A 25,949-nucleotide genomic window follows, 5' to 3' on the forward strand; every position below is an offset into this window, starting at 1 on the left:
TTCCTGTAAAAAGTATAACAGAAGTTAGGATAATTTTCCTGATAATTGCCAGGCTATGTATTTTAGGCGGACATCACCATTCGAAGTGCAAAATAAAAAGACCCAGATTGGCCCTTATGTTTGGATTTGTATAAAAGATCTTTCTTTGTTTTTGTCCTTCTCTCAGACATATCAATCAATGCATAAGGGCTTCTTTTGCTTTCCGGATTTCTTTTTCCTTCACGCACCATTTTAGCGCGCAGCTTCTTCGCTTTGGATTTAGCCATTTAATCTACACTCCTGTCTTTATGGAATGTATTTATTTTATAATATCCAGGTCACTCAAACAATGGGTTCCTGGTCCGCGGAGCTAATTTTTTTCTGAAAACTTCTGCTTTGCCTGTTTCAGTCCGGCGGCCAATGATTTCTCGAATTTACCTGGTCCATTCATATAGCGGCAAATTCCAAATATGGATCCCTCTTCAATGATCATAAGCAATAATAGTATAGGGATGATTGCAGGTAAAAGATTTATCACAGATTATGCCTCCCAACCAGTCATATATAAATCTTATGAAAGGAAGGGAGGCTTGATGATCATTTTTATCCTCAGATTCCGGGACTTTCTCTCAACACAGGAAGGGTGCAGCAGCGGAAGGCTCCCCCGGACTTAATGATTTCCGTTATATCCACTTCGATCACCTCGAAGCCTCTTTCTTTCAGCTGGCTGTTGACATTTTCATTTACCGTCAGACTGAAGATCTTTTTGTCCCCGATGCATAATACATTCGTGCCCAGGGAAAATTGTTCTTCTTTGGTTACTTCTATCAGGTGATACCTGGATTTGATGTATTCCAGTGCTTTCGGCTCAATTTCTCCTGGGAAAATCAAGGCTTCGTCTTCAGATATGACATTGAAGACACAATCCAGATGAAGGAATTTATCTGTAAAAGGGACCGTAATTACCTCATGATCAGGCAGAAGTGATTTCAAATGGGCAGCGGCTTTCTCATTTGTCCTGTCACTCAAGCCAACATAAACAGTGTCGCGGTCTATGACGATATCTCCGCCTTCAATTTTTTCTCCTATCAGGTTGAAATAGGAAATTCTCTCCTTCTCCAGCCATTCCTTGAACACATCCTCTTCTCCCTGCCTGATCCTGCTTGCCATTTCGGCCACAAACACCGTTTGGCCAAGCGTAAAACCGATATCCCTCGTGAATACCTGTTCAGGATATTTGCCCCTGGCCGGGAGGAGGGAAACTTCCACACCGTATTGCTCTAGTGTTTTGACAAAATTGCGGTGCTGCTCCAATGCCTTGTCAATATCAATGCCTTCTTTCAGAAAATGGCGCTGGGTCTCGTTGATCACATCTTTGATTGTCATATGCTCCGGTTCACATAGAACCACTTTTTTCAGCCGGTCATATTCGCTTCCAACATATGCCGGCATATCTGGCGTTTGCTTTACCATAATATCCTCCTAAGATTAGGTTACTTTCCTTACTATTCACCTAAACCAGGACAGTTATGAAAAAAGCTCATACTATCCCGGGGACTGGCTTCATATACTAGAGGACATGCAGCAGCCAGGAGTGTTCAATCATGATTTTTAAAAAAACGGCTATCGTCCTTACTGGATGCCTACTTCTATCTTTGGGAATAAACGGTTTTCTAATCCCTAACAAGGTTCTCGACGGCGGTGTCATCGGGCTGGGTTTGATCTGCAACTACTTATGGGGATTTGAAGCAGGATTGTCCATCCTGCTGATGAGCATTCCGATATTTGCTCTTGCCTGGTTCAAGGATAGAGGTTATTTTTTCAACAGCCTGCACGGTTTGCTGTTGTCTTCCATTTTAATCGATATCATGAACCCGGTCAGCCGGTCACTTCCATATATCGACCCTGCAATCGGCTCTATAGCCGGCGGGGCGCTGGTCGGCCTCGGCATAGGCTTAATGCTCCGCTATGGCACCAGCACCGGGGGAACAGACCTGCTGGCGCAATTTATCGCAGACCTTTCAGGAATAAATGTGGGAATAGTGATTTTATTGATTGATTGCCTTGTCATATCAATCGGAGGCCTGCTGGTTTCAGGCGATACTTTCATGCTGTCCCTTATCACGGTCCTGACAGTAGGGCTGGTCACAAGCTTATGCACCTATCGGGCAGCAAAAGAGTAAGGAGGGCAGTGTTGGAGTCAAAAAAAAAAGCCCTTACTCAGGGCTTTCTTCTTCAGCCAGTTTCCTGACCTCTATAAAAACAATATGATGGCCTTCCAGTTCTTTGACTGTAAAGGAATAGTTTTCCTCGATGATTTCTTCCCCCTGAACGACATCATACCGCTGGGAAAGGAACCAGCCGCCAAATGTGTCAACATCCTCTTCAGGCAGGTTTGTGCCAAGGAGATCATTGACATCTTCAATAAGAACCTTTCCGCTGATGATATAATGCCCCTCAGCCAATTTGCGGATGTCGGAGATTTCATCTGCATCAAATTCATCACGGATTTCACCGACAATTTCTTCTATGATATCTTCTACTGTCACAAGCCCCGCTGTCCCTCCATATTCATCCAGCAGCAGGGCCATATGGGTGCGCTCCTTTTGCATTTTAAGGAGAAGATCATGAATCGGTATTGTCTCAATGACCCTGATGGCAGGCTTCATGAAAGCTGTGATGGGTGAACCTGTCAGCGTTTCCCTTTTTACAGTGGCAGTCAGGATGTCCTTGATGTTGACGATTCCTTCAATATTATCTTTATCTCCATTTATGACCGGATAGCGTGTGTACTTTTCCTCGCGGATGGTACCGAGGATATCCTCCACGCTGTCATCGATGGAAAGGCTGACGATTTCAGTCCGCGGCACCATGATTTCCTTGGCAAGCCTGTTATCAAATTCAAAGATGTTATTTACATAGGTCAGCTCTGATTTATTGATTTCTCCGCTCTCATAGCTTTCGGAAAGAATGATCCGGAGCTCTTCTTCTGAATGGGCCAGTTCATTTTCTGATGCAGGCTTAAGCCCGAACAGGCCGGTAAGGATCCTGGCTGAACCATTGAGCGCCCAAATGAAAGGGAACATCAGCTTATAAAACAAAATCAGCGGCTTTGCAAACAACAGGGTAATTCTTTCTGATAGCTGAATGGCCATGGTCTTTGGAGCCAATTCGCCGACCACTACATGCAGAAAAGTAATGGAAGCAAAGGCAATTCCGAAAGATAAAAGATGGGTTAGCGATGGATTAAGCTCCAAACTTTCAAAAAGGGGATGAAGCAGCTTCTCGACAGTGGGCTCTCCAAGCCAGCCAAGACCCAGCGCTGTGATGGTGATACCCAGCTGGCAGGCAGAAAGATATTCATCCATATGGGTAATCACATGCCTGGCCGCCTGGGCCCCAGGTTTATTTTCTTCAATCAGCTGGTCAATCCTCGAACTTCTGACTTTGACAATTGCAAATTCTGCTGACACAAAAAAAGCGGTTAAAGCAATTAAAAGTGCAACTAATACCAAATTGATAAATATGTCCAACGAATCGCCTTACAGAGTAAGGCTTACACCTCCTGGATGAGTAAAAAAGTCTACTGTAAGTTCCGGCAGGAGGGCTACATCAATAACAGGAGAATGGTCTGCATGAGGGATATGCTTTCAGCAGAAAGGTGCTTTTTAAGAGCTTCCTTCTTCAGTCCTTTATCCTCCAGATTTTGGAGCAGCTCGGAAAGCTCCTTATCCAAACCGGATATCTTTACTTTAAGTGTTTCATAATCGATAAGATCTGATTCTTTTTCCTTTAGCCTGTTCTTTATTTCTTCCAGTGAAAAGCTGTTCCTTTTGCACTGTTCGATATATTTAAGGGTGTCAAGAGCTTCTGCATCATAGTAGCGGTAGTTGGAAGCAGACCGTCTTGCTTTAATAAGGCCGATTTGTGTGTAATAATCTACCGTCCGCTTCGTTACATTCGCCCTTTTTGCAATCTCTCCGATTTTCAGTTTCTCTGCCCCAAACTCATCGCCTCCCCAGCAGAACGTTTTAGTTATAGTGAAAATGATAATCCTATTTATTTAAAATCACAATCATAAAGTTTTGGCGGTAATGGAATTTTCTTATCAGGATAGGGTAAAACCTATAAAAAGGACAGGGAGGAATTATTTTATGGACTCTACACATCCGTTTTGGCAGACTGTGCTTTCATTCTTGCCGCTGATTATTATTGCGGCAATTGTGGTCGCCTTTCTCGTCTACCGAAAAAGCAAGAGCAGGCGTTAGCAGGGCAAGGCCCGGCATTGAGCCGGGCCGCATTTTAGTTGAAATAGCGGGGCAGCTTCATTTACCATGATACATAACCGGGTTCCAGGCAATCCTGTCTCTATATTAATAAAGGAGGGAAACTGACCGATTTGGCACACCGCTGTTCGCATCCTTATCGAATATACAGCAGAAAAGTGGAGTGGAATGTACAAAAAGTGATTGAAACGGAATATCACCTCCACCTTTATGATGACCGGGTCGTTGCAGAAGACCGCGAGTTCCGGCTGGCTGATATCTATGATGTCTCCTACCGGGAACAGTCTTCTTTCGGGTTTTTATACTTGCATACAAACCATGGCCTTTATCCCTATAAAGTTTATATCAGCCCTGAGGACTTCATCAGGCAATACCGCATTGCTGCGGGCAAGGCCTATTAATCAGGCTGGCTGAGCATCCTGGCAGGGTGCTTTTTTTTTCGCCTGAAACAGTGCGTATGAGCGACTAATTCGGCTTCAGAAGGGTAAAGATAGACAGACTAGCAGAGGAGCTGATTTCATGAAAGAAAGTTCATCATCCAACCGTTTTCTCCCGGTTGCTTCTGCAACAAGCGGAGATATGAAAAATATCACCCCTGATGTCCATTGCCTGCCGATTCAAATTGTTAATGTCTTTTATGCTGAGCTAAGCGATGGCTCAGGTGACTGGGTGCTGATAGATGCAGGCATGCCAAAATCAGCTGATAAAATTATTGAAGCAGCAGAAGATCTCTATGGCGTGGGAGCCGCACCGAAAGCAATCGTCCTGACCCATGGGCATTTTGATCATATTGGAGGGATAATCGGACTGCTTAAAACCTGGAAAGTGCCAGTTTATGCACATGAGCTTGAACTTCCATATCTGACAGGGGAGAAAGATTATCCTAAGCCTGATGCCAGTGTCGAGGGCGGGATGATTGCCAAGATGTCACCGCTCTTTCCGCATGAAGGGATTGATATTAGTGAATATATCCATCCGCTTCCTTCTAATGGTTTTGTTCCTCCATTGCCGGGCTGGAAATGGATCCATACACCAGGACATTCTCCTGGCCATGTATCCCTGTTCAGAGAAGATGACAGCCTGCTCATTGCAGGGGATGCTTTTGTGACGGTGAGGCAGGATTCCCTTTATAAAGTTCTTGTCCAGGAAGAAGAAGTGAACGGGCCGCCCCGTTACCTGACTACCGACTGGAAAGCCGCAGAAGAATCTGTCATCAAGCTGGCTGCTTTGAACCCTTCGGCCGCTGGAACAGGGCATGGCCGTCCGATGTCCGGCCCGGAATTGGCAGAGGGTCTGCAGAAGCTTGCCGATCATTTTGGCGATCTGGCTGTACCGGACCATGGCAAATATGTCGACGGGAATGCATAAAATGTCCTGTCCGGCCCAAACTAGAGATTAAAAAGGGGCTGGACTGCATGATTTTCTATGCATGCGTGAAGTATGAAGAACATGATCCTAATTCTTATAAAGGGATTGAAGTCACCACACTGGGATCCAATGATAAAGTGGCCGAATTCGAATCTTATGATCCGCTTGAAGATTACCGTAATTTTTCCAGCTGGGCTGAGAGTGTAGGCGAAAATAATGTAGGATTCTGCGACACATTCAAGGCTTTTGCCCATGATTACCGGCAGGTATCAGAAGAGGATTCAGAAAAGATGATCTCAATGCTGTATGGGGACCATGGCAGCTGCGGCTATGAATATTACTGACAGGCTTTTGAAGCTGTAAAAGCAGAAAAGCCCTGGTTATCCAGGGCTTTTCTTACTGCTGCTCTTCATCAAAATAACTCTCAAAGGCAATCCGGTCTGTCAGTTTTTCATTTTTGTAATATGGATTTTCTATTGTTGAGTTCTCAGGATCCAGATTGGTCTTGATGACGAGGAAAGGCACCGAAGAATGCTCTGCAATGAGCCTGTCATCCAGCTCCCTGAAATCTGGCATTTTTTCACTTCCCGGCTTAATGGGGTCCATGCTTCCACCTCCTGATCTTAGGTTGCTGCCGGCAGGAATGCGCTATCCAGGAAAGCGGTGGAAAATAGAAAAACAGATTGCTTCAGACCTGATGCAGGTGCTGCCTACATTGTTTTTCGGGAGAAAAGGGGGCTAACCCGTCTTGCCCGGCATGATCTGCAAAATGAATTGCTTGGCCTGTTCATCAATGAAGAGGCAGTATTCCTCCTGATCCTTTAGGTCGAGCAGATTTCTCAGCTCCATTGGTATATGGATGGAACCATTATCAGAAACAAGCCTTTTATTTTCAGTACTCTTCGGATCTGCTTTTCTGATTAAGATCTTCTTGTCTTCATCTTCAAACTCCAGGTCGGCAAGCCGGCCTGGAAGAAGGTCGAATTTTTTTCTCCAGGGACTTGGAAGAAGGACTTTTCCGGTCTTAGTAAAATTTTTGCATTTATAGACGCTTTGCATCTTAACACTTCCCCGATTTTTTTTTACTGGCTCTCTGCTGGATAACGTTTTCGAGCTTACTTACTACATAGCACATGACGGAGCGAAGAAAACCTCTTATTGCATAGGAGGGGGAAAAAGGGACATTTTTAATAACGGAGCTTCGTTATCTGGAAGAATAAGAAGAGGATGAGAGTTTCAGCTTAAGTTTAATTAGGGAAAAATAAGGAGAAAGTACAATAGGGCTGCGCCCTGTCATATGCCTATCGAAAAGGAGGAAGAAAGATGAAGGATGAAAAGAAGCTGATGAGCGAGGAAGAGCTTGATGCCCTCCATCATGTAATGGAAGAACAGATTGCATATATTCTTGTTGATGAAGAAGAAGAAAGATCCAGGGAAGAGCACAATGCTGAAGGGTGAAAAAAGGGGGGAGACCCCCTTTTTATGTGAATGAAGCAACCTCAACGCCTCTGTCCTTTAAGGCGGCATCAAGCGTCGCCGCAAACTCGAGCGCTTGGAGACCATCGCCGTGGAGGCATATGGTGTCTGCTTTAATCATGATCTCTTTTCCGTTCCGGCTGACAGTTTTGTTTTCAAGAACCATTCTCAGTACCTGGCCGACTGCTTCTTCCGCAGTAGTGATCAGGGCATCACTGCTTGATCTCGAAACAAGCGTACCGTCATCTTCATATCTTCTGTCCGCAAACACCTCCTGCGCAGCTCTGATTCCAATCCTTTCCGCTGCCGAGGTGCTTTCACTGTTATGGAGCCCAAAGAGCACGAGTTCCTCATCCGCACTCTGGACAGCCCTTGCTACCGCCTCTGCAAGCCGTTTATCTCCCGCACACATATTATAGAGCGCCCCATGTGGCTTTACATGGCTGAGCCTTCCGCCTTCTGCTTTCACAAAAGCTGAGAGTGCGCCAATTTGATACAGGACAAGGTCGAAGGCTTCTTCCGGACTAATTTCCATTTTTCTGCGGCCAAACCCCTGGAGGTCAGGCAAACCCGGGTGTGCACCAATGGCAGTCCCATGCTGAAGGGCAAGCTTCACTGTTCTGCGCATTGTCCCTGGATCTCCGGCATGGAACCCGCAGGCAATATTCGCGGATGTGATATAAGCCATGATTTCCTCATCAGATCCGATCTTGAAGCTTCCAAAGCTTTCGCCAAGATCACAGTTCAAGTCAATTTTCTTCAACAATGTGCACCTCTTTCTGCCATTTTTCATTGACGGTTTTTGTAAGGGATCCTATTGTTTTTACATGTTCCAAATATGCCAGTTGTGCCTCAGCCAAGGAGGCAGGCGCAAACCTGATCTTATCTCCCGGTTTTTTCTGTGCCAGGATAGGAAGGTCTGCCGACAGGACTTGAGCGATTTTCGGGTACCCGCCTGTTGTCTGCCTTTCAGCCATCAGAATGATCGGATTGCCGTCAGCAGGCACCTGCACTGTTCCAAATGATACTGGTTCAGTTATCATTTCAATTTCCCTTGCCTTTGCTAGTGAAGGGCCCTTCAGCCTGTATCCCATCCTGTCAGAATCTGGAGAAATCGTAAATTCCTGTTCTGAAAATTGGTTTATAGCATCAGAAGAAAACCATTCAGACTGCCTGCCGGGCATCACCCTGATCTGATCCTGATGAAGATAAGAGGCGAGCGAGGGGGAGAAGCTCCAGCTTCTGCTGAATCTGCAGGAGGTTTGTCTGATGGGGAGGACATCGTTCTTTTCTAAAATCCTGCCATCCAGGCCGCCGAATCCTGCTTTCAGATATGTGCTCCTGCTTCCCATCTGGCGAGGCACCAAGATGCCGCCATGGAAGGCCAGATATGTACGGCACCCTGCCTTCATCCTGCCAAAAGAAAGAACATCTCCTTTTTTCGCAGCGATCGGCTTTCCGCCTTGAATATTGCTGCCGCTCAGCTTTGCTTCTGTTTCAGCGCCAAAGAAGCTGAAGATGATATCTTTTTCGAAAAGCAGCCGGGGGCCAATCAAGGTAATTTCAAGAGCTGCTTCATCATTGAAATTGCCTGCTGCCAGATTGGCAAGCGTGTAAGAGAAAAGATCCATCGCACCTGAAGGCGATACGCCGAGATTTTGGTATCCTTTCCTCCCTGCATCCTGGACAGTTGTCATCAGTCCCGGCTTCAGAACTTTTATTCCCATAGGCTGCCGCCCCCTGACTGAAATTCTGCTTCTTTGATCGGAATGAAACGCAAACGGTCTCCGGGCTTTAGATAGCTGGGTTCTTCCCTTTTTGGATCGAATAACGCTATCGGTGTTCTTCCGATAATCTGCCAGCCTCCAGGGGTTTCCGAAGGATATATCCCTGTCTGCCCGCCGGCAATGCCCACCGAGCCGGAGGGAATCTTCAATCTTGGGGAAGTTTTGCGCGGAGCCGCTATGCGCGGATCCATCCCGCCCAGGAAAGGGAAGCCGGGTGAGAAGCCAAGAAAGTAAATCTCATAGTCTCTTTTACTATGTATCTCTATAACTTCTTTCTCCGATAATCCATTTGAACGGGCTACAAAAGGCAGGTCCGGGGCGTGGGCTCCTTCATAGCAGACGGGGATATCCAAGAGCCGCGGAGAGTGGACATCCAATTGTATTTTCTCTGCAAGCATTTCAGCAATCAAGGATGAGGCTGCTTCAAAGGGAGATAAAGTTCCGACGGCACAAGGATCATAATGAACAGCCAGTGTATGAAAGGCAGGAACGCATTCAATCATGCCCCTGAAAGGTTTTTTGGATAAAAGGGAAGCCGCTTTCCTGACCTTTTGATTGCTTCCCGGTTCGATGCTGCTGCCAAATTCAAGGATGATGCAGCTGTCGCCTGCAGCATATGTATGATAATGCATATTTGCACCAGCTTTCTCTAAGTAGTCAGAAACAAATGAGTATACTGACTATTGTACAAGATAGCCACCTGATTTAAAAGGCAAGCTGGACCGGCACTTTAAAAAGCCAGACCATCAAAAGGATGATCACAGCTGACAGGCCGTAGGACACTAATGGCCGAATATGATGAAGCCTGATCATGATGTACATCACCGGGTAAAAAAGAAGCTCCATCCAATATTGATAGCCATTCTCAAAAACAATCATCCCTGTTGCAGCAAAGGGGAATTCAGCTGCAAAGGAAAGGACACTCCAAAGGATAATATACCGAAGCCGGCCATGCTTCTCCGGATAGAATGTCAAGTATAATACTGTTATGGTCGGAAGTATGGCGAATGCATGAAACAGCTCGCCAGCAAAATGTGATTCTAATGGAATGCTTCTGTGCTTCCACAAAAGATGATCTTTGCAGATAAAATTATACAATAACACCAATACAGAGGTATAAAGCATGGTAGGGTGAAAGACACGCCAGTTTTTCCATGCTTTCAAATAGCCGGCGCAAACAGCCAGGATAATGGATAAAGTAATATTCATTTTCTGCACCTCAATAGAAGAAGTCATTATATAATTTACTTTTTTTGTAAAAAATACACCCCCGTTAGAGCTCTTTTCGTAAAGATTGTCTATTTTAATGATTGAGGGAACAGCAAACCTTGAAATAAGCGGAGAAATTCCGTTCAAGAAGAGCAAAGTAGCCCATTTTCCTGTTTTTGGAGTCGTTAGTCGGAATTTCTCCCTCTTTTTAAACTGTTTTTAAAGGCTTTTCAAGCTCAGGGGGAATTTCTCCGCTTATATTTCAGCCTGTCACTGAATCTACCATTCAGGTCCGGGAAGGCTCCGTTCTTTAATGGATGGGCGGGGATTGATCTTAAATAACGATTGCGAAAAAGCAACAATCAATGCGAATAGAGCCTTACAAAAAATACAGCATCGCAGCTCCTGTATGTCAATCAAACATTAATTACACAAGATTAAAAATTTTAAATGCCTGCACAGCGAAAAAGCCTGCCGTTACTGGCAGGCCTCCATATCAGTTTTTCAATACATTAAAATAGCGTGCTTCCGGATGGGCAAAAACCATGGCTGAAACCGAAGCTTCCGGCTCCATCATAAATCCTTCTGTCAGGTCTATGCAAATTTCCTCCGGCTTGATCAGATCAAAAAGCTTGCGCTGATCTTCAAGCTCCGGGCAGGCGGGATAGCCGAATGAAAAGCGCTGTCCCTGATATTTTGCTGAAAACCTCTCTTTCATAGTAAAGTCTACAGGATCAGGGAAGCCCCAGCGATCACGTATTTGCCTGTGGACAAGTTCAGCAAAACCTTCTGCCGTTTCAAGCGCCAAAGCCTGCAGGGCATGATTTTCAAGAAAGCGGCCTTCCTTTTTAAGTATTTCGGCAGTCTCCCTTACAGCATTGCCTGCAGTAACAGAGAAAAAGGCGACATAATCCATTTCCCCGCCACCAGCAGGCTTCAAATAATCGGCAAGGCACAAAAATGGCTCAGTCTGCTGTCTTGGAAAATCAAATACCTCTAATATCCTGCTGTGGTCGTCCTTATCATAGATGATGACCTTGTTCCCGTCAGATAGAGCAGGAAAAAATTGATAGACAGCACTAGGCATGATCCAGCCCTCAGTTTTCGCCTGCACGATAAGGGAATCTACAGTATCATTCAATTTCAATGCCTTCTCATCACCTGACTCAATGAGACGGCTGATATTGCCCTTAAGCCCCAAATGATGCCCTAAAAGCATCTGCCGGTTAATATAAGGCTCAATATGCCCAAGTGTATAGGATCTTAGGACATGCCGCTCCAAATCCTGCGGAACAAAAACCGGTACATCAGACCGGACTGAAGGCCTCACCTTAAGTGCAGCAAGAGCTCCTGTTTTTCTTTCTGTTAAAGCAGAAGGGAGGGGGAGGGACCGCTTTGCCTCTTGCTCGGCAAGGAGCCTGTTGTATTCCGGCTCATCACGGAGCTGATCGGCTATTGATAATCCATTCATCGCATCTTTGGCATACATCACGAGGCCATTGTATTCTCTCGATATTTTCGTATCTGTGAATTTCCTTGATAGTGCGGCACCGCCGACGAGAATAGGGATATCAATGCCTGCCTGTTTCATATCAGAAGCGGTGATGACCATCTGCTGTGCGGATTTAACAAGCAGGCCAGAGAGTCCGACCATATTGGGCTTTTCCTTTTTTACTGCTTCAACTAGCTCAGAAGGTGATACTTTGATGCCAAGGTCGATTACTTCGTACCCATTATTACTGAGAATGATATCAACAAGGTTTTTGCCTATATCATGAACATCTCCTTTTACAGTGGCAAGAATGATTTTCCCTTTGCCTGATGAAGTTCCTTTCTCCATAAATGGCTCAAGATAGGAAACAGAGGCCTTCATCACTTCTGCACTCTGCAGCACTTCGGCGACAATCAGCTGGTTGTCGTTGAACAGTCGGCCGACCTCTTTCATCCCATCCATCAAGGGTCCATTTATGATTTCAAGAGGGGAACTGTACTCCAGTAAGGCTGCTTTAAGGTCTTCCAAGAGGCCTTCTTTTGTACCTTCTTTTATATAATAGGCAAGGCGTTCAGCCAGGCTCATATCAGGAAGAAGGCTTTTTTCTTCCTTTTTCTTGCCCCGGTAAAATTCTGTGAACTGTGCGAGTGTTTCATCCGTAGTTTCAAATAACAGCTTTTCTGCCAAAGCAATTTCTTCACTTGCTATACTGGCAAACCGCTCAAGTTTTTCTGTATTCACAATTGCATAGTCCAATCCCGCCTGGGTACAGTGATAGAGGAAGACGGAATTAAGAATCTCCCTTCCAACCGGAGGCAGGCCAAAAGAAACATTGCTGATGCCAAGAATCGTTTGTGTCTTTGGAAAGCGTTCTTTTATCAGGCGGATACCCTCAACAGTCGCTTCTGCCGAACCGATGTATTGTTCATCACCTGTCCCAACCGGGAAGACGAGCGGGTCAAAAATGATGTCCTCAGGAGGAATCCCATATTTTTCAACCAGAAGGGTATAGGAGCGGGAAGCAATTTCAAGCTTTCTATCTGCACTCACTCCCATGCCTTTCTCATCTATGGTTCCGACTACCACTGCTGCCCCGTACAGGCGTATAAGAGGGGCAATAGCCTCAAATCTTTCTTCGCCATCCTCCAGATTGATAGAGTTGATCACGGATTTTCCCTGCAGGTAAATAAGGGCTTTTTCTATAACTTTCTCATCTGTAGAATCTATTACAATCGGTGCTTTTACTTTTTTAGTTACTTCTTTAATGAAATTTTCCATATCTTCCAGTTCATCCCGATCAGGGTCGGCAAGGCATATATCAATAACATGGGCGCCATTCTTGACCTGTGCCCTCGCGACTTCTGACGCTTCTTCAAACTTTCCCTCGGCAATCAGTCTTTTGAACTTCCTGGATCCTATGACATTTGTCCGCTCGCCGACCATGATGGGGCGGAGGGTTGGGTCATCATAGATGAGCGGCTCAATGCCTGATACTTTATGGGCAGATGCTGCAGAGATTTTCCGCGGTGCAAAATGTTCCATTTTATCTGCAATTGCCTTGATATGCTCCGGTGTAGTTCCGCAGCACCCGCCGACGATGTTCAGCCAGCCCTGTGAGGCAAACCCTGCAAGCTTTTCTGCGAGCGATTCAGGTGTTTCGTGGTAGCGCCCTTCTTCATCAGGCAGCCCGGCGTTTGGATAACAGCTGACAGCAGCATCTGCAAGCGAAGATAATGACCTGATATGCTCCTGCATAAATTCAGGTCCTGTAGCGCAATTAAGGCCGACAGCCAGCGGTTTCATATGCTCTAGGGAAATATAAAAAGCTTCAATTGGCTGGCCCGCGAGTGTCGTCCCCATAGGTTCAATTGTACCTGAAACAATAAGGGGGAGAGTGATGCCGGTTTTTTTGAAGGCATTTTGTATCCCGATATATCCTGCTTTCACGTTGAGCATATCCTGGCTGGTCTCAAGAAGGAGGAGGTCCGCTTTGCCATCAATTAATCCGCAGGCTTGTTCCTCATATGACAATGCCAGCTCTTCAAATGTCGTTCCTCCTGTGACACTAAGTGTTTTTGTAGTAGGTCCCATAGATCCGGCAACAAAACGCGGCCATGAAGGAGTGCTGATCTGATCAGCCGCTTTCCTTGCAATCAAAGAAGCAGTTCTGTTGATTTCATAGGCTTTTTCTTTAAGGCTGTATTCATCAAGGACAATGCTTGTGGCCCCGAAAGTATTGGTTTCAATTATATCGGCACCGGCCTTAAGATAGGCAAGGTGGATTTCTTTAATAACCCCCGGTGCTGTAAGATTCAAGTATTCATTGCAGCCATCATACTGTTCGCCGCCAAAATCTTCAGCAGAAAGATCAGCTCTCTGCAGCATCGTTCCCATGGCGCCATCCATGATCAGGATTTTATTATTCATTCTTTCAGATAGAGAAATCTTTGGCATTCCTGCTCCTCCTGGCTGTTTTCAGCTTCTCGCTGCGCGCATATGCGGCAAGCTCCGCTGTCAGTTCATACTTCATAAACGGGGTGATTAAATAGATGCCATTGAACAGCTCTGCTGCTGCATCAATCAGCTCTTTGCTTATGCTGATCCCTTCGCGGACTGACTGGAGGGGGTCATCTTTCAGGCTGTTCATACGTTCCCTGATTTTGTCAGATATTTTGATGCCCGGCACCTCATTATGAAGGAAATCAGCATTCCTGCTGCTCGTCAGAGGCATGAGGCCGATATAGATCGGCTGTTCCATATGTTTGGTAGCCTCATATATTTCCATAAGCTTCTCTTCCGAAAATACAGGCTGGGTAATAAAATAATCCGCTCCGCACTCCGCCTTTTTTTCGAGCCTCTGAACTGCCTTCTCAAGAGAACGGACATTTGGGTTAAAGGCAGCAGCAACAGAAAATGCAGCTTTTTGTCCAAGATCCTTGCCTGAAATCGAGCGGCCTTCATTCAGCTGCTTGATCATCTGAATCAGCTCGAAGGAGGACATATCATATACGGAAGAAGCGCCGGGAAAATCGCCGACCCTTGCAGGATCTCCGGTAATGGCAAGAATGTCATGGAGTCCCAGTGTATGAAGGCCCATTAAATGGGATTGCAGCCCAATGATATTCCTGTCCCTGCACGTCAGGTGAATGAGCGGTCGAAGCCCCAGCCTGTTCTTTGCCAAATAGCCGAGTGCTTCATTTGAGATCCGGGGGGATGCAAGCGAATTATCGGCAAGTGTAATTGCGTCAATGCCTGCGTCTTGAAGAGCCTTGGCCCCGGCAAAAAATTTATCCGTTTCCAATTTCCTTGGCGGATCCAATTCAACGATGACTGACTGTCTCTTTTTCACAAGATCCTGGAGCGGGGGAAGATCCCTTTGGGCCTCTTTTGGCATAATCCGAATTTTAGCCTTTGGTTCCCTGACTTCCTTTTTCTCTAAAGGAGGAGATCCTTTTAATTCATCTGAAAATGCACGGATGTGAGCAGGAGTGGTGCCGCAGCATCCTCCAAGCAGCCTTACTCCCTGGTTCCTGAAAGCTTTGGCAGACTGCCTGAAATATTCTGCATCGCCTTCGTAATGGAATTTTCCATCCGTGTATGCAGGCAGGCTGGCATTCGGATATGCGGACAGGTAAGCCTTCTGTGGCAGGGGCACCTCCTCAAGCGTCAGCAGCATATGATGGGGGCCAAGCCGGCAATTGAGCCCGACGATATCCGCGCCGAGCGCATCCAGCCTGGACAGCGCTTCGCTTATGGGAGTGTGATCCTGCATAATACCCGTCTCCTGCAGTGACACTTGGGCAATGAGAGGGAGGGCTGTTTCTTTCCTCGCGATCGAAAGGACAGTTTCCAGTTCTTTGAGATCATAATAGGTCTCAAGAAGGATCGCATCCACCCCTTCCATCAGCAAGCAGTAGAGCTGCTCCCTGAAGCTCCTTTTTATTTCTTCTATAGATATTGAGTGGGGTTTGATCCCGCGGTTTCCGCCAATTGTTCCGGCCACAAAGGCATGATTTCCCGCAGCCTTCCTCGCAACAGTGACAGCGGCACTGTTTATTTCCTTTACATGGTCCTCCAGTCCGTAGCGCTGCAGCTTGAGATAATTGGCTGCATAGGTATTGGTCTGGATCAAAGTTGCACCTGCATCTATATAAGCTTGGTGGATATTTTGAATATGGCCTGGCTGTGATACATTAAGTTCTTCAAAGCAGAAATCTGTACCATAGGAATAGAGGAGAGTGCCCATCGCTCCATCTGCTATGATGATCTCTTTTTCCATTTTATCCAGCAGACTCATAGTTTTACCCTCGCTGTATGGCATGTTCTCTCTGCGGCAGAAAGTGCTCTGCTGAAATCGTGTATTAAATCATCCGGATTTTCGAGGCCTGCAGAAAGGCGGAGAAGGGAGTCGGATATTCCGCGCCTGCTTCTTTCGGGTGCAGGCATGGAGGCATGAGACATCCGGGCTGGCCAGGAGAGTATCGACTCGACAGCGCCCAGGCTTACTGCAAAAACCGGGATTTCCAGAGCATCAGAGAATTTCCGCAGCGCATCTTCGTCTTCAAGCTCAAAAGACAGCACAGCTCCCGGCCCGGCAGCCTGTTCTCTCTGCAGCTTAAACTGCGGATGGCTCTCAAGCCCAGGGTAATGCACTTTTTTCACAAGTGGGTGATTCTCAAGGAAAAGAGCAATTTTCTCTGCTGTTATCATGGACTGCTGCAGTCTGACATGAAGGGTTTTCAAACCCCTCAGCACCAGCCAGCAATCCTGCACACCAAGGACAGCACCAAAGGAATTCTGCAGAAAGGCCACTTTCTCAGCCAGCACTGGATCTTTTACTGCACAAAGGCCGGCAACGACATCACTGTGTCCGGAGATAAATTTCGTCGCACTGTGAAGGACAATATCTGCCCCAAGGTCCAGCGGCTTTTGCAGTTGGGGGGTCATGAAAGTATTGTCAACGAACGTATAAGCATCTTTTTCCCTGGCAATCTCAGCAATGCTTTTAATATCGGCAACCTTCAAGAGGGGATTGGAAGGTGTTTCAACATAGAATAGTTTTGTATGTGGAAGGGCAGCCTCTTTTACTTCTTCTAAATTAGTCATATCTGCGAAGGTGTAATCAATTCCGTAGCGCGAGAGGACCTCTGTGACCATCCTGTAGGTGCCTCCGTATACATCCTCTGAAATGACGACATGGTCTCCCTGGGAAAGAAGAAGAAAGCAAGTGGAGATGGCCGCCATACCGGAAGAAAACGCAAATCCTCTGGTTCCGCCTTCAAGTCCTGCAATTACTTCTTCAAGCGCCTCTCTTGTCGGGTTTAGGCTTCTTGAGTAGTCATATTTGCCAAAAGACTCAAGATCCTTTTGATGAAAGGTGGAGGCATGATGAATCGGGACGCTTACAGCCCCTGTAACCGGGTCTGTTTTATGTTTATTGTGCAATAGCTTTGTTTCGAATCTATAACAGTCTTCGTTCATTTTGCATTCTCCCCTTCCACACAGCCACTGAAGGCCTGTTCCAAATCTTTCATCAAATCTTCCGGATCTTCGATGCCAACAGAAAATCTAAGGAGCTTGCCGCAGATTCCATTGGCTAATCGGGTCTCTCCCGGGATGTCAGCATGTGTCTGTGTGGCAGGATAAGTAATAAAGCTTTCAGTTCCGCCAAGACTTTCGGCGAAAGTAATAAGGTTCAGCTTCTGCAGGAATAGATCTGCCCAATTTTCTTCAAGGATTCTGAAGGAGAGCATTCCGCCTTTTCCGGGATACAGCACTTCCTCTACATATTCATGGCTGTTCAAGTATTCAGCCAGTTTACGAGCATTGCTTTCATGCTTCTTCATCCGGAGGGCAAGGGTCTTCATCCCTCTCATCAGGAGCCAGGAATCAAATGGGCTTAACACTGCTCCTGCAGCATTATGGTGATGGGCAAGGGAGGCACATAACTTCTCTCCTCGTGCCGCAATAAGGCCTGCGAGCACATCGTTATGGCCGCCCAGATATTTTGTAGCACTGTGTATGACGATATCGGCCCCCAGTCTGATTGGCTGCTGAAGGACCGGCGTAAAAAAGGTATTATCGACGATCAGTAGAATTCCATGCTGGCGGGCGATTGCAGCCATAGCCTCAATATCAGCCTGCTGCATGAGCGGGTTGGTCGGCGTTTCCAGGAATATTGCTTTCGTATGAGGCGAGATTTGCCTGCTTACCGCATGGATATCAGAGGTATCTGCGTATTTTGTAACCAGCCCCCATTTGGCAAAACCCTGCTCAAGCAGCCTGTAGGTGCCTCCATAAAGATCCTTTGACACCACCAGCTCATCACCTGAACGGAATAGAGATAAAACAACGGAGATGGCGCTCATGCCCGAACTGCAGGCATAACCCTGATCAGCTCCTTCAAGGCTGGCAATTGCCTGCTCAAGTATTTCCCTAGTTGGATTTCCCGTCCGGACATAATCATAGCCGTTGGACTTGCCGATTCCTTCATGTCGGTAAGCTGTAGAAAAATAAACCGGAGGGTTGACGGTTCCTGTATGCTGATCGCTTCGATTGCCAAGCTGCGCCAATAATGTTTCTGTTTTCACCAATATGTTCACTCCTTTTTTGCACAATGCTTTCATGCTCCATGGAAAATAAAAAAAGTCTTCTATAAGAAGAAGACTTTTTGGATGCAGCACTTGTCATTCTTCTTATCTTTCAAGCCCATAAAGGACCTGCAGGAATTAGCACCTTTTCAATATTATCCATTGAAGGTTGCTGAGGCTTCACAGGGCCATACCCTCTGCCTCTCTTGATAAGAAATACAGTTATTGAATTTTCTATACTTTACAATATTAAACCAGTAAAAGTCAATGAACTTTCATAATATTTTAAAAATATGATCTCAACCCTCGATCAGATTCAGGACAGATACATCCAATTCCTTTTCAGGTTCAGCCCTGGAATATATCCTCGCTGTCCTTGTCCTTTCATCCACATGCTGTATGATTACAGATTCACCTTCATAGCTGACTTTAATAGGATCAGCAGACATAAGAATTTCTTTTGCCCTGCCAATATTCATTTTCATTCCTCCTTGGAAAGTATCGTTATATTTTTTGTACAGCCGGGAGAAATTTATGCGGAAGAAAAGAAAAAATGGGAATTTATTTTTGTGAAAATTCAGCTCTTTTGCTTTAGAATAGAAGCAAGAAAAGGAAAGTGAAGGTGAGTCCATGCAAAAACATATGAAAAATCGCTGCTTATTGTATGAATGCATTCAAGACGGAGAGCTGATCGAAGAGGCAGGCCATATTCCATTCCAGCATGCGGACACCCTGGTCAAGGGTCCTTATGACTTTCCTTTGGACAGAAGACAAGAATGTCTGCACAGCATAAAGAGCAGGAAAACAAAACAGCTGGGCATTAATATAGAAAGAATATAATGGGGGACTGCACATAAAAACGCCGGGTCAGGCATTGTATTAGATTACTAAGTTGAAACATAGGAAAAAAATAAAACCGGGAATCTTTCCCGGTTTTATTTTTTACTATTAGAATAATAATCGCTGTTTATTCACAAGAATCCCTTAATCCTTTACAGTCCTAAAGTTAGATATCTACCTATTATAACATTACTATATTCATAATGGAGCGAAAAAAAATAGAAAAATCATTTTTTTAATATAGATTTTAAGGTGATGAAAAAAAATTACATTTTTCTTCTAATTTTCAGTTTAAATCCTTTGTACGATAGGGATTTGCGTGGTAAAATGTCATTGAAAACGTTTTATCCTCTGAATAAAATTATTATTCATACAATTTTGCGTTACTATTTCATATATTAGGGTAAAAATTTACGGGATAAAATGCCGGAAACTAAATGTTTTCTTAAAAAAACACTCGGAGGTAATTTTCATGAAAACGCCATCCAACGGCGAGGGACCTTTACAGGGGTTTCATGGACCAAACCTTGGCTATGTTATTGAATTATATGAAAGATTCCTGGAGGACCCTCAATCAGTAGACGCTGAAATGAGAGAGTACTTTGAAAAGTGGGGATCTCCTGAACAAACTCAGATTGACACCTTTGAAAATGATAAGCCTGTCCAGGCTGCTGCTCCCGGACAGCTGGAAAAAACGCTGGCAGCTATCCGCCTTGCGGATAATATCAGGGCGTACGGCCATATCTCGGCTGATATCTACCCATTAAAAAACAATAAGCCGGAGAAAGACATCCTTGCGCTGGAGCAATATGGATTGACCCGGAATGATCTGGAGCAGGTGCCGGCATCGATCATTTGTTCAGATGCCCCTTCACATGTACGCAATGGATTTGAAGCAATAGAGCATCTTAAGAATGTATATACCCAAACAATAGCTTATGAGTTTCATCATGTATACGATGTGAACGAAAAGAATTGGCTTCGGAACAAGGTGGAAACAGGCACACTGCTTGCCGAACCTTCAAATGAAAAGAAGGTGGGAGTCCTGAAAAGGCTGATGGAGGTTGAGGAGTTTGAAAAATTCCTTCATCGCACATTTGTCGGGCAAAAACGCTTTTCAATCGAAGGACTTGATACGCTTGTGCCGCTATTGGACGAGCTGGTTGCAGAATCTGTTGTCGACGGCGCGAAGACGATCAATATCGGAATGGCTCACCGGGGCCGCCTGAACGTGCTTGCCCATGTGCTTGGTAAGCCGTATGAAATGATCTTCGCTGAATTCCAGCATGCGCCGAATAAAGAGCTTGTGCCTTCTGAAGGTTCTATCGGCATTAACTACGGCTGGACAGGCGACGTAAAATATCACCTGGGATTGGACAGGCAGATCAAGAAGGAAAACACGACTAAAGCAAGACTGACGCTTGCTAATAACCCGAGCCACCTTGAATTCGTCGGCGCGGTAGTTGAAGGCTTCACACGGGCAGCCCAGGATGACAGAAGCGCTTCCGGCTATCCGAAGGAAGATCCAAGCTCGGCTATGGCAATCCTTATTCATGGTGACGCAGCTTTCCCGGGACAGGGAACTGTGGCAGAAACATTGAATCTCAGCCAGCTTACTGGTTACCGTACTGGCGGAACCATTCATATCATTGCAAATAATACGATCGGATTTACAACAGAATCCCAGGATTCCAGATCTACCCGGTATGCAAGCGATCTTGCCAAGGGCTATGAAATTCCGATCCTGCATGTAAATGCTGACGATCCTGAAGCTGTGGTAGCTGCCGCCCAGCTCGCCTGTGAATACAGGGCGAAATTCAATAAAGATTTTCTGATTGATCTGATCGGCTACCGACGTTTCGGACACAACGAAATGGATGAGCCGATGACGACAAATCCGCTTATGTACAATGTTATACATAAGCGCCCAACCATTAAATCACTATACAGTGAACAGCTGGTTGCAAACGGCACTCTTTCCAGGGAAAGCCTGGAAGGAATGGATGCTGAGGTTCTTGATAAGCTGAAAGAGGCCTATAATAAAGTTCCAGATAAGAAAAAGGAAGTTGAGGAAACCAATCCGCCTGAAACGGTTGAAAAAGGTATTCCTGAATTAGCCACAGCTGTTGAACTGAAGACATTAAAGCAAATCAATGAAGAGCTTCTGACATGGCCTGAAGATTTCAAGGTCTTCAATAAACTGGACAAAATCCTGAAGCGCAGGACTGAAGCGCTCGAAGGCAACGGAAAAATTGACTGGGGCCTTGCAGAAACATTGGCATTCGCCTCCATCCTGAAGGATGGTACGCCAATCCGCCTGTCCGGGCAGGATTCAGAACGCGGAACCTTTGCCCAGAGAAATGTTGTCCTTCATGACAGCAGTTCAGGAAAAGCTTATTCACCATTGCATATGCTTTCTTCTTCTAAAGCTTCATTTGCAGTCCATAACAGCCCGCTGTCAGAAATGGCTGTTGTCGGCTTTGAATACGGCTACAATGTATTCGCACCTGAAACTTTAGTGCTGTGGGAAGCACAATACGGTGACTTCTCCAATGCTGCACAAGTCATGTTCGACCAATTCATATCAGCTGGAAGAGCGAAATGGGGACAGAAATCCGGTCTTGTCATGCTTCTGCCTCATGGTTATGAAGGCCAGGGGCCAGAGCACTCGAGCGGCAGGGTTGAAAGATTCCTGACTTTAGCAGCTGAAAACAACTGGACAGTTGCCAACCTGACTTCATCTGCACAGTACTTCCATATTCTGAGGAGACAGGCTGCCATCCTGAACAGGGAAGAAGTAAGGCCTCTTGTCCTCATGTCGCCTAAGAGCCTGCTGCGCAACCCGAATGTTGCTTCCAACGGGCTGGAGCTCAGCGAAGGAGCCTTCCAGCCGATCATTGAACAGCCTGGATTGGGACAGGCAAAAGATCAGGTGAAAAGGATTGTATTTGGTACAGGAAAGATCATGATCGACCTTCATGAGAATATTGAGGATGCAGCTAACCTTGACTGGCTTCATATTTTAAGGGTCGAAGAAATTTACCCGTTCCCGATGAAGAAAATCAGAAGCATCCTTGAACAGTATCCAAACGTTGAGGAAATCGTATGGGTTCAGGAAGAGCCGAAGAATATGGGAGCATGGAATTTTGTAGAACCGCGCCTTTCCGAATTGGCTCCAGCCGGTGCAAAAGTTTCCTATACCGGAAGACGCCGCCGTTCAAGCCCGGCAGAGGGTGACCCGAACGTCCACAAAAAAGAACAAGCGCGCATCATTAATGAAGTCTTAACACGTACGGAAGAGGGAGGATTTTAAAGTGGCAGAAATTAAAGTTCCAGAATTGGCGGAATCAATTACAGAAGGTACGGTGGCTCAATGGCTGAAACAGCCGGGCGACTTTGTCAATAAAGGGGATTATGTCGTAGAGCTGGAAACCGACAAGGTCAATGTTGAAATCATCTCTGAATACAGCGGAGTCATCAAGGATCTCGGCGCACAAGAAGGTGACACTGTCCAGGTTGGCGAAACGATTGCGACAGTTGATACGGAAGCGACAGAAGGCAGTGCTCCTGCTGAAGAAGCACCAGCTGAGAAAGCGCCTCAGGCATCTGAGCCGCCGGCTGCTCCGAAAGAGCCTGTAACAAACGAAGCTAAGCCGCAGACAGAAGAAGAACAGGAAAAGAAGCAGCGTCCGATCGCATCTCCTGCAGCACGCAAGATGGCCCGGGAAAAAGGCATTGATCTCAGCCAGGTGCCGACAGCCGATCCTCTTGGCCGCGTAAGGGCACAGGATGTTTCCGGATACAATCCACAGGCAGCAAAGCAAGAATCAAAGCCAGCAGCTGCATCACCAGGACCTGCTGCACAGCCGGCACAGGACAGCAAGCCTGTCGAACGCGTCCGCATGTCCCGCCGCAGACAGACGATTGCCAATCGCCTTGTTGAGGTTCAGCAGAATGCTGCCATGCTGACAACGTTCAATGAAGTTGATATGACCAATGTAATGAACCTGCGCAAGCGCCGCAAAGACAAGTTCTTTGAAGAAAATGACGTTAAGCTGGGCTTTATGTCATTCTTCACAAAAGCAGTTGTTGCTGCCCTGAAGAAGAATCCTTTGTTGAATGCGGAAATACAGGGTGACGAGCTGGTACTCAAGAAATTCTATGATATCGGCATCGCTGTTTCTGCAAAAGAAGGCCTCGTCGTTCCTGTCGTACGTGACGCGGACCGGAAGAACTTTGCTGAAATAGAAGGCGACATCATGGATCTTGCTGACAAAGCAAGAAACAATAAACTCTCACTGAATGACCTGCAGGGAGGAACATTCACAATCACAAATGGCGGAGTATTCGGTTCACTGCTGTCAACACCGATCCTGAATGGCCCTCAGGTAGGCATCCTGGGAATGCACAGCATCCAGCTGCGCCCGGTTGCCATTGATGCCGAGAAGATGGAAAACCGCCCAATGATGTATATAGCATTATCATACGACCACCGCATCGTTGACGGAAAAGAAGCAGTTACCTTCCTGAAGCGCGTAAAAGAGCTGATCGAAGATCCGGAATCATTGCTTTTTGAAGCTTAATAGATAGGAAGCAGAGCCTTAACAGGCTCTGCTTTTTTGTGCGTCTAAAAAAGTTTCCCGAAGGAAACCTTTTCTCGTTTTTGAATAAGCTATATAAAAAGCAGGAGTGAGAAAAGTGGGACGAATTCAGAAGAAAATATACTGCTATTCAGCTTTAATGAAAAAAGCGGGGATTATCAGTGAAGAAGAATATCAAAAGATAATTGAGGGTTGCTGCGGCGGAAAAAGAAGCAGCAGCTGAACATGAGTCCTTGCACAGTTAAAAAAATTCATAAGGGTTAATACTAAAAAACCCGTTTAGAATATTCTAAACGGGTAAAATGCTTCATTAATTTTTAAATGGCCTTAGTCCTCTTCGCTGAATTTCACCTTTAAGTATGTTGATCCATTCTTTTTCCATACCAGTTTTCAATGCATCACGATACGAGACGACAAGTTGTTCATTACTCATAATTTTCATTTTGCATTCCTCCCAGAAAAAGAATTGAATATTCTTACTATTCATTTATTGTAAATGATTGTGCTCATTTTGAAAAGCAATAAGGTAAAAAAATTTACAATCGGTCCTAAAGTACCTATTTTAAGCAACCTACCTCAAATCGATTATTTCTGTCGATTTAGGGTATGAATAGAAATTTACAGCTGGCGGAAGATAGACTCTGGTTATTAAAAAAAAGTAAAATAGACTGTGAGAGACATACAATGACAGGAAAGTAGTGAAAGCATAATGAGTGAAGAAAAAGCAGTAAGCAGAAGCACAAGCCTGATAACAGCAGAGACGCTCAGGAAAGATCTTGAAAGTCTCGGTGTGCGTGAAGGAATGACTTTAATTGTACATTCAAGCCTCAGTTCAATCGGCTGGGTATGCGGTGCAGAACAGGCAGTCATTCAGGCATTACTTAGCGCCGTCGGCGAACAAGGCACAATTGTGATGCCGTCTCAGTCACTGGGAAACAGTGATCCAAAATATTGGCAGAATCCTGCTGTACCTGAAGAATGGTGGGATGGTATCAGGAAAGGCATGCCGGCTTATGATCCCACGACTACTCCTACAAGAGGAATGGGCAGGGTCGCTGAGCTGTTCAGGACTTTTCCGGACGCTAGAAGGAGCGGACATCCTACCGTTTCATTTTCAGCCATCGGCCGCCTGGCAGAGGAAATGACACAGACTCATTCCACCGATTTACCATTCGGGGAAGAATCTCCGCTGGCTAAGCTTTATGATTCCGGCAGCATGGTACTCCTGATCGGAGTGGGTTACGACAACAGCACAAGCATGCATTTGGGAGAGTACAGAGCAGGCGGCCTGAAAACCTATAAGCAAAGTTCTGCCATGATGGAGGGCGGGAAAAGGATCTGGAAGACTTATACAGAGGCAGAGGTTGATTCAGACCGCTTCCCTGAAATAGGACGGGCTTTTGAAAAAGAGCATTCTGTCATGAAAGGGAAGCTGGGGCAGGCAGACTGTCTGATGATGAGTCAAAGGGATATTGTTGACTTTACAGTAAAATGGCTGCAAAAAGAAAAAGGAGGCCAAATAAATGAATTTGAAGCTTGATCATATTGTGCACTTTATTGACAGGCACCCCGCTGAAGCGATTGATAAATTGAACCAAGAGGGACTGAAGGGATATATGGGCGGCCGGCATCCGCTCTGGGGAACCTATAACAGTGTCATTTACTTCAATTCTTCATACATAGAATTCCTGGCAGTGGAGGAGGTGGAGATTGCTGCTTCTTCTGATAATCCATTGATTCAGCAGCTCATAAAAGGGGTAAAAAGAGGAGAAAGAATCGGCCAGCTTTGCTTCAGGACCGAACATATCGGCAAGCTGCAGGAGCAAATGGCCAGTAATGGCATCAAAACAGTCATCCATAAAGGAAGAAGAACAAGGAAAGATGGTAAATTGATTAAATGGAAAATGCTTTTTGCTGAAGGGGGAGGCCGCCTTCCATATCCTTTTTTCATCGAGTGGGAACAGAAGGATAAAGAAAGGTTTAATGATTTAAGAAATACGGGCATCTTATTGCCCAGCCAGGAGTCACATGCGGTTAAGACCATTAAGATATTGACTGAGAATAAGAGCGAAACAGCAGAATCCTGGGCGAAGCTTTTGGGAGGCACCTCCCCAGTTAAGCAAAAGACTGCGGGTGAATCGTTAATTGTTCAGGCAGGAGGGTGCCGGATAGATTTTAGTGAACCATACAGCGAAGAAACCGAAAACATCTTCTCAGAGTTTGGGGAAACGATTTGGCAAGTCACTTACAGCCCGTCCCTGAAAGAGAACCGGATCCATATTTATGGCGGTATCTATCAATAAAAACAAAGGAGGATGCTT

Annotated in this window: 26 protein-coding genes and 1 riboswitch; of the genes, 9 read left to right on the forward strand and 17 right to left on the reverse strand. The window is 45.7% G+C overall.

Annotated elements, in window-relative coordinates; genetic code table 11:
* Positions 1–62: 62 nt before the first annotated feature.
* The 3 genes from Q9R36_RS00235 to Q9R36_RS00245 all read right to left on the reverse strand — a co-directional run bounded on the left by Q9R36_RS00235 (position 63) and on the right by Q9R36_RS00245 (position 1,452).
* Positions 63–266: a hypothetical protein gene (locus tag Q9R36_RS00235; RefSeq protein WP_009793752.1), complete on the reverse strand. Its 204-nt coding sequence runs from the start codon at positions 264–266 to the stop codon at positions 63–65.
* Positions 267–349: 83 nt separating this feature from the next.
* Entirely contained in the window at positions 350–517 is a 168-nt protein-coding gene (locus Q9R36_RS00240; protein ID WP_022543874.1) for a hypothetical protein, read from the reverse strand.
* A gap of 71 nt (positions 518–588) precedes the next feature.
* Positions 589–1,452 (reverse strand): dimethylarginine dimethylaminohydrolase family protein, encoded by an 864-nt coding sequence (locus tag Q9R36_RS00245; RefSeq protein WP_148949444.1) that lies wholly within the window; start codon positions 1,450–1,452, stop codon positions 589–591.
* 131 nt (positions 1,453–1,583) lie between these two features.
* On the opposite strand from Q9R36_RS00245, the gene Q9R36_RS00250 reads away from it, so the two are divergent.
* Positions 1,584–2,162, forward strand: coding sequence for a YitT family protein (locus tag Q9R36_RS00250; protein ID WP_187445378.1), 579 nt, complete (start codon positions 1,584–1,586; stop codon positions 2,160–2,162).
* Positions 2,163–2,195: 33 nt separating this feature from the next.
* Here the strand turns inward: Q9R36_RS00250 and Q9R36_RS00255 are convergent, their stop codons facing one another.
* Both Q9R36_RS00255 and Q9R36_RS26075 read right to left on the reverse strand, forming a co-directional pair.
* Positions 2,196–3,512, reverse strand: a complete 1,317-nt coding sequence (locus tag Q9R36_RS00255; protein ID WP_009793757.1) for a hemolysin family protein — start codon at positions 3,510–3,512, stop codon at positions 2,196–2,198.
* Between the two features lie 74 nt (positions 3,513–3,586).
* Positions 3,587–4,042: a MerR family transcriptional regulator gene (locus Q9R36_RS26075; protein ID WP_083783103.1), complete on the reverse strand. Its 456-nt coding sequence runs from the start codon at positions 4,040–4,042 to the stop codon at positions 3,587–3,589.
* A 336-nt stretch (positions 4,043–4,378) separates the two neighbouring features.
* Here Q9R36_RS26075 and Q9R36_RS00260 point away from each other — a divergent pair, with 336 nt between their 5' ends.
* The 3 genes from Q9R36_RS00260 (at position 4,379) to Q9R36_RS00270 (ending at position 5,977) form a co-directional block, all read left to right on the forward strand.
* Positions 4,379–4,666, forward strand: a complete 288-nt coding sequence (locus tag Q9R36_RS00260) for a hypothetical protein (RefSeq protein ID WP_022543871.1) — start codon at positions 4,379–4,381, stop codon at positions 4,664–4,666.
* Between the two features lie 118 nt (positions 4,667–4,784).
* Positions 4,785–5,633, forward strand: coding sequence for an MBL fold metallo-hydrolase (locus Q9R36_RS00265; RefSeq protein WP_094768988.1), 849 nt, complete (start codon positions 4,785–4,787; stop codon positions 5,631–5,633).
* Between the two features lie 47 nt (positions 5,634–5,680).
* Complete coding sequence (locus tag Q9R36_RS00270; protein WP_009793762.1) at positions 5,681–5,977, forward strand: hypothetical protein; 297 nt, start codon at positions 5,681–5,683, stop codon at positions 5,975–5,977.
* 52 nt (positions 5,978–6,029) lie between these two features.
* Here the strand turns inward: Q9R36_RS00270 and Q9R36_RS00275 are convergent, their stop codons facing one another.
* Positions 6,030–6,239 carry a hypothetical protein gene (locus tag Q9R36_RS00275; RefSeq protein WP_009793763.1) on the reverse strand — a complete coding sequence of 70 codons (210 nt, stop codon included), beginning with the start codon at positions 6,237–6,239 and terminating at the stop codon, positions 6,030–6,032.
* 132 nt (positions 6,240–6,371) lie between these two features.
* Positions 6,372–6,692 (reverse strand): AbrB/MazE/SpoVT family DNA-binding domain-containing protein, encoded by a 321-nt coding sequence (locus tag Q9R36_RS00280; RefSeq protein WP_009793765.1) that lies wholly within the window; start codon positions 6,690–6,692, stop codon positions 6,372–6,374.
* A 264-nt stretch (positions 6,693–6,956) separates the two neighbouring features.
* On the opposite strand from Q9R36_RS00280, the gene Q9R36_RS00285 reads away from it, so the two are divergent.
* Entirely contained in the window at positions 6,957–7,091 is a 135-nt protein-coding gene (locus Q9R36_RS00285) for a hypothetical protein (protein ID WP_009793766.1), read from the forward strand.
* Positions 7,092–7,113: 22 nt separating this feature from the next.
* Here Q9R36_RS00285 and Q9R36_RS00290 read toward each other — a convergent pair whose 3' ends face one another.
* From Q9R36_RS00290 to Q9R36_RS00330, 9 genes are all read right to left on the reverse strand, one after another.
* Entirely contained in the window at positions 7,114–7,872 is a 759-nt protein-coding gene (locus Q9R36_RS00290) for a LamB/YcsF family protein (protein WP_311224369.1), read from the reverse strand.
* Positions 7,859–8,836, reverse strand: a complete 978-nt coding sequence (locus Q9R36_RS00295; protein ID WP_311224370.1) for a 5-oxoprolinase subunit C family protein — start codon at positions 8,834–8,836, stop codon at positions 7,859–7,861. Before Q9R36_RS00295 ends, Q9R36_RS00290 begins: the two co-directional genes overlap by 14 nt.
* Entirely contained in the window at positions 8,827–9,528 is a 702-nt protein-coding gene (pxpB, locus tag Q9R36_RS00300) for a 5-oxoprolinase subunit PxpB (RefSeq protein ID WP_224950331.1), read from the reverse strand. Before pxpB ends, Q9R36_RS00295 begins: the two co-directional genes overlap by 10 nt.
* A gap of 73 nt (positions 9,529–9,601) precedes the next feature.
* Positions 9,602–10,105: a CBO0543 family protein gene (locus Q9R36_RS00305; protein ID WP_129612176.1), complete on the reverse strand. Its 504-nt coding sequence runs from the start codon at positions 10,103–10,105 to the stop codon at positions 9,602–9,604.
* A gap of 496 nt (positions 10,106–10,601) precedes the next feature.
* Positions 10,602–14,051, reverse strand: coding sequence for a methionine synthase (metH, locus tag Q9R36_RS00310; RefSeq protein ID WP_311224371.1), 3,450 nt, complete (start codon positions 14,049–14,051; stop codon positions 10,602–10,604).
* Positions 14,029–15,894 (reverse strand): bifunctional homocysteine S-methyltransferase/methylenetetrahydrofolate reductase, encoded by a 1,866-nt coding sequence (locus tag Q9R36_RS00315; protein ID WP_009793772.1) that lies wholly within the window; start codon positions 15,892–15,894, stop codon positions 14,029–14,031. The genes metH and Q9R36_RS00315 overlap by 23 nt, the downstream gene beginning before the upstream one ends.
* The gene (metC, locus tag Q9R36_RS00320; protein ID WP_009793773.1) at positions 15,891–17,078 is read right to left on the reverse strand and encodes a cystathionine beta-lyase; all 1,188 of its coding nucleotides are present in this window, start codon (positions 17,076–17,078) and stop codon (positions 15,891–15,893) included. The genes Q9R36_RS00315 and metC overlap by 4 nt, the downstream gene beginning before the upstream one ends.
* Entirely contained in the window at positions 17,075–18,223 is a 1,149-nt protein-coding gene (locus Q9R36_RS00325; RefSeq protein ID WP_396137100.1) for a methionine biosynthesis PLP-dependent protein, read from the reverse strand. The genes metC and Q9R36_RS00325 overlap by 4 nt, the downstream gene beginning before the upstream one ends.
* Before the next feature lie 66 nt (positions 18,224–18,289).
* A riboswitch (SAM riboswitch) is annotated at positions 18,290–18,403 on the reverse strand.
* Positions 18,404–18,486: 83 nt separating this feature from the next.
* Positions 18,487–18,666, reverse strand: a complete 180-nt coding sequence (locus Q9R36_RS00330) for an H-type small acid-soluble spore protein (RefSeq protein WP_035402568.1) — start codon at positions 18,664–18,666, stop codon at positions 18,487–18,489.
* An 833-nt stretch (positions 18,667–19,499) separates the two neighbouring features.
* Here Q9R36_RS00330 and sucA point away from each other — a divergent pair.
* Both sucA and odhB read left to right on the forward strand, forming a co-directional pair.
* Positions 19,500–22,340, forward strand: a complete 2,841-nt coding sequence (sucA, locus tag Q9R36_RS00335) for a 2-oxoglutarate dehydrogenase E1 component (RefSeq protein WP_009793777.1) — start codon at positions 19,500–19,502, stop codon at positions 22,338–22,340.
* Position 22,341: 1 nt separating this feature from the next.
* On the forward strand, positions 22,342–23,610 hold the full coding sequence (gene odhB / locus Q9R36_RS00340) for a 2-oxoglutarate dehydrogenase complex dihydrolipoyllysine-residue succinyltransferase (RefSeq protein WP_094768995.1): 1,269 nt from the start codon (positions 22,342–22,344) through the stop codon (positions 23,608–23,610).
* 328 nt (positions 23,611–23,938) lie between these two features.
* Here odhB and sda read toward each other — a convergent pair whose 3' ends face one another.
* Positions 23,939–24,070: a sporulation histidine kinase inhibitor Sda gene (gene sda, locus Q9R36_RS00345; RefSeq protein WP_022543868.1), complete on the reverse strand. Its 132-nt coding sequence runs from the start codon at positions 24,068–24,070 to the stop codon at positions 23,939–23,941.
* Positions 24,071–24,337: 267 nt separating this feature from the next.
* On the opposite strand from sda, the gene Q9R36_RS00350 reads away from it, so the two are divergent.
* Positions 24,338–25,168: an AAC(3) family N-acetyltransferase gene (locus Q9R36_RS00350; protein WP_009793781.1), complete on the forward strand. Its 831-nt coding sequence runs from the start codon at positions 24,338–24,340 to the stop codon at positions 25,166–25,168.
* Positions 25,152–25,931: a VOC family protein gene (locus tag Q9R36_RS00355; RefSeq protein WP_253616948.1), complete on the forward strand. Its 780-nt coding sequence runs from the start codon at positions 25,152–25,154 to the stop codon at positions 25,929–25,931. Before Q9R36_RS00350 ends, Q9R36_RS00355 begins: the two co-directional genes overlap by 17 nt.
* Positions 25,932–25,949 lie beyond the last annotated feature (18 nt).

Origin of the sequence: Bacillus sp. AG4(2022), from assembly GCF_031844465.1 — a bacterium.
Classification (GTDB): Bacteria; Bacillota; Bacilli; order Bacillales; family Cytobacillaceae; genus Bacillus_AB; species Bacillus_AB infantis.

Bases quoted from the DNA above. Each gene is read 5' to 3' on its own strand.
- Q9R36_RS00250 (WP_187445378.1), top strand. From the start codon at position 1,584: ATGATTTTTAAAAAAACGGCTATCGTCCTTACTGGATGCCTACTTCTA.
- Q9R36_RS00350 (WP_009793781.1), top strand. From the start codon at position 24,338: ATGAGTGAAGAAAAAGCAGTAAGCAGAAGCACAAGCCTGATAACAGCA.
- Q9R36_RS00270 (WP_009793762.1), top strand. From the start codon at position 5,681: ATGATTTTCTATGCATGCGTGAAGTATGAAGAACATGATCCTAATTCT.
- Q9R36_RS00275 (WP_009793763.1), bottom strand. From the start codon at position 6,239: ATGGACCCCATTAAGCCGGGAAGTGAAAAAATGCCAGATTTCAGGGAG.
- Q9R36_RS00285 (WP_009793766.1), top strand. From the start codon at position 6,957: ATGAAGGATGAAAAGAAGCTGATGAGCGAGGAAGAGCTTGATGCCCTC.
- Q9R36_RS00330 (WP_035402568.1), bottom strand. From the start codon at position 18,666: ATGAATATTGGCAGGGCAAAAGAAATTCTTATGTCTGCTGATCCTATT.
- pxpB (WP_224950331.1), bottom strand. From the start codon at position 9,528: ATGCATTATCATACATATGCTGCAGGCGACAGCTGCATCATCCTTGAA.
- Q9R36_RS00280 (WP_009793765.1), bottom strand. From the start codon at position 6,692: ATGCAAAGCGTCTATAAATGCAAAAATTTTACTAAGACCGGAAAAGTC.
- Q9R36_RS00355 (WP_253616948.1), top strand. From the start codon at position 25,152: ATGAATTTGAAGCTTGATCATATTGTGCACTTTATTGACAGGCACCCC.
- Q9R36_RS00325 (WP_396137100.1), bottom strand. From the start codon at position 18,223: ATGAAAGCATTGTGCAAAAAAGGAGTGAACATATTGGTGAAAACAGAA.
- Q9R36_RS00295 (WP_311224370.1), bottom strand. From the start codon at position 8,836: ATGGGAATAAAAGTTCTGAAGCCGGGACTGATGACAACTGTCCAGGAT.
- Q9R36_RS00315 (WP_009793772.1), bottom strand. From the start codon at position 15,894: ATGAGTCTGCTGGATAAAATGGAAAAAGAGATCATCATAGCAGATGGA.
- metC (WP_009793773.1), bottom strand. From the start codon at position 17,078: ATGAACGAAGACTGTTATAGATTCGAAACAAAGCTATTGCACAATAAA.
- metH (WP_311224371.1), bottom strand. From the start codon at position 14,051: ATGCCAAAGATTTCTCTATCTGAAAGAATGAATAATAAAATCCTGATC.
- Q9R36_RS00265 (WP_094768988.1), top strand. From the start codon at position 4,785: ATGAAAGAAAGTTCATCATCCAACCGTTTTCTCCCGGTTGCTTCTGCA.
- sda (WP_022543868.1), bottom strand. From the start codon at position 24,070: ATGAAAATTATGAGTAATGAACAACTTGTCGTCTCGTATCGTGATGCA.
- sucA (WP_009793777.1), top strand. From the start codon at position 19,500: ATGAAAACGCCATCCAACGGCGAGGGACCTTTACAGGGGTTTCATGGA.
- Q9R36_RS00305 (WP_129612176.1), bottom strand. From the start codon at position 10,105: ATGAATATTACTTTATCCATTATCCTGGCTGTTTGCGCCGGCTATTTG.
- Q9R36_RS00235 (WP_009793752.1), bottom strand. From the start codon at position 266: ATGGCTAAATCCAAAGCGAAGAAGCTGCGCGCTAAAATGGTGCGTGAA.
- Q9R36_RS00245 (WP_148949444.1), bottom strand. From the start codon at position 1,452: ATGGTAAAGCAAACGCCAGATATGCCGGCATATGTTGGAAGCGAATAT.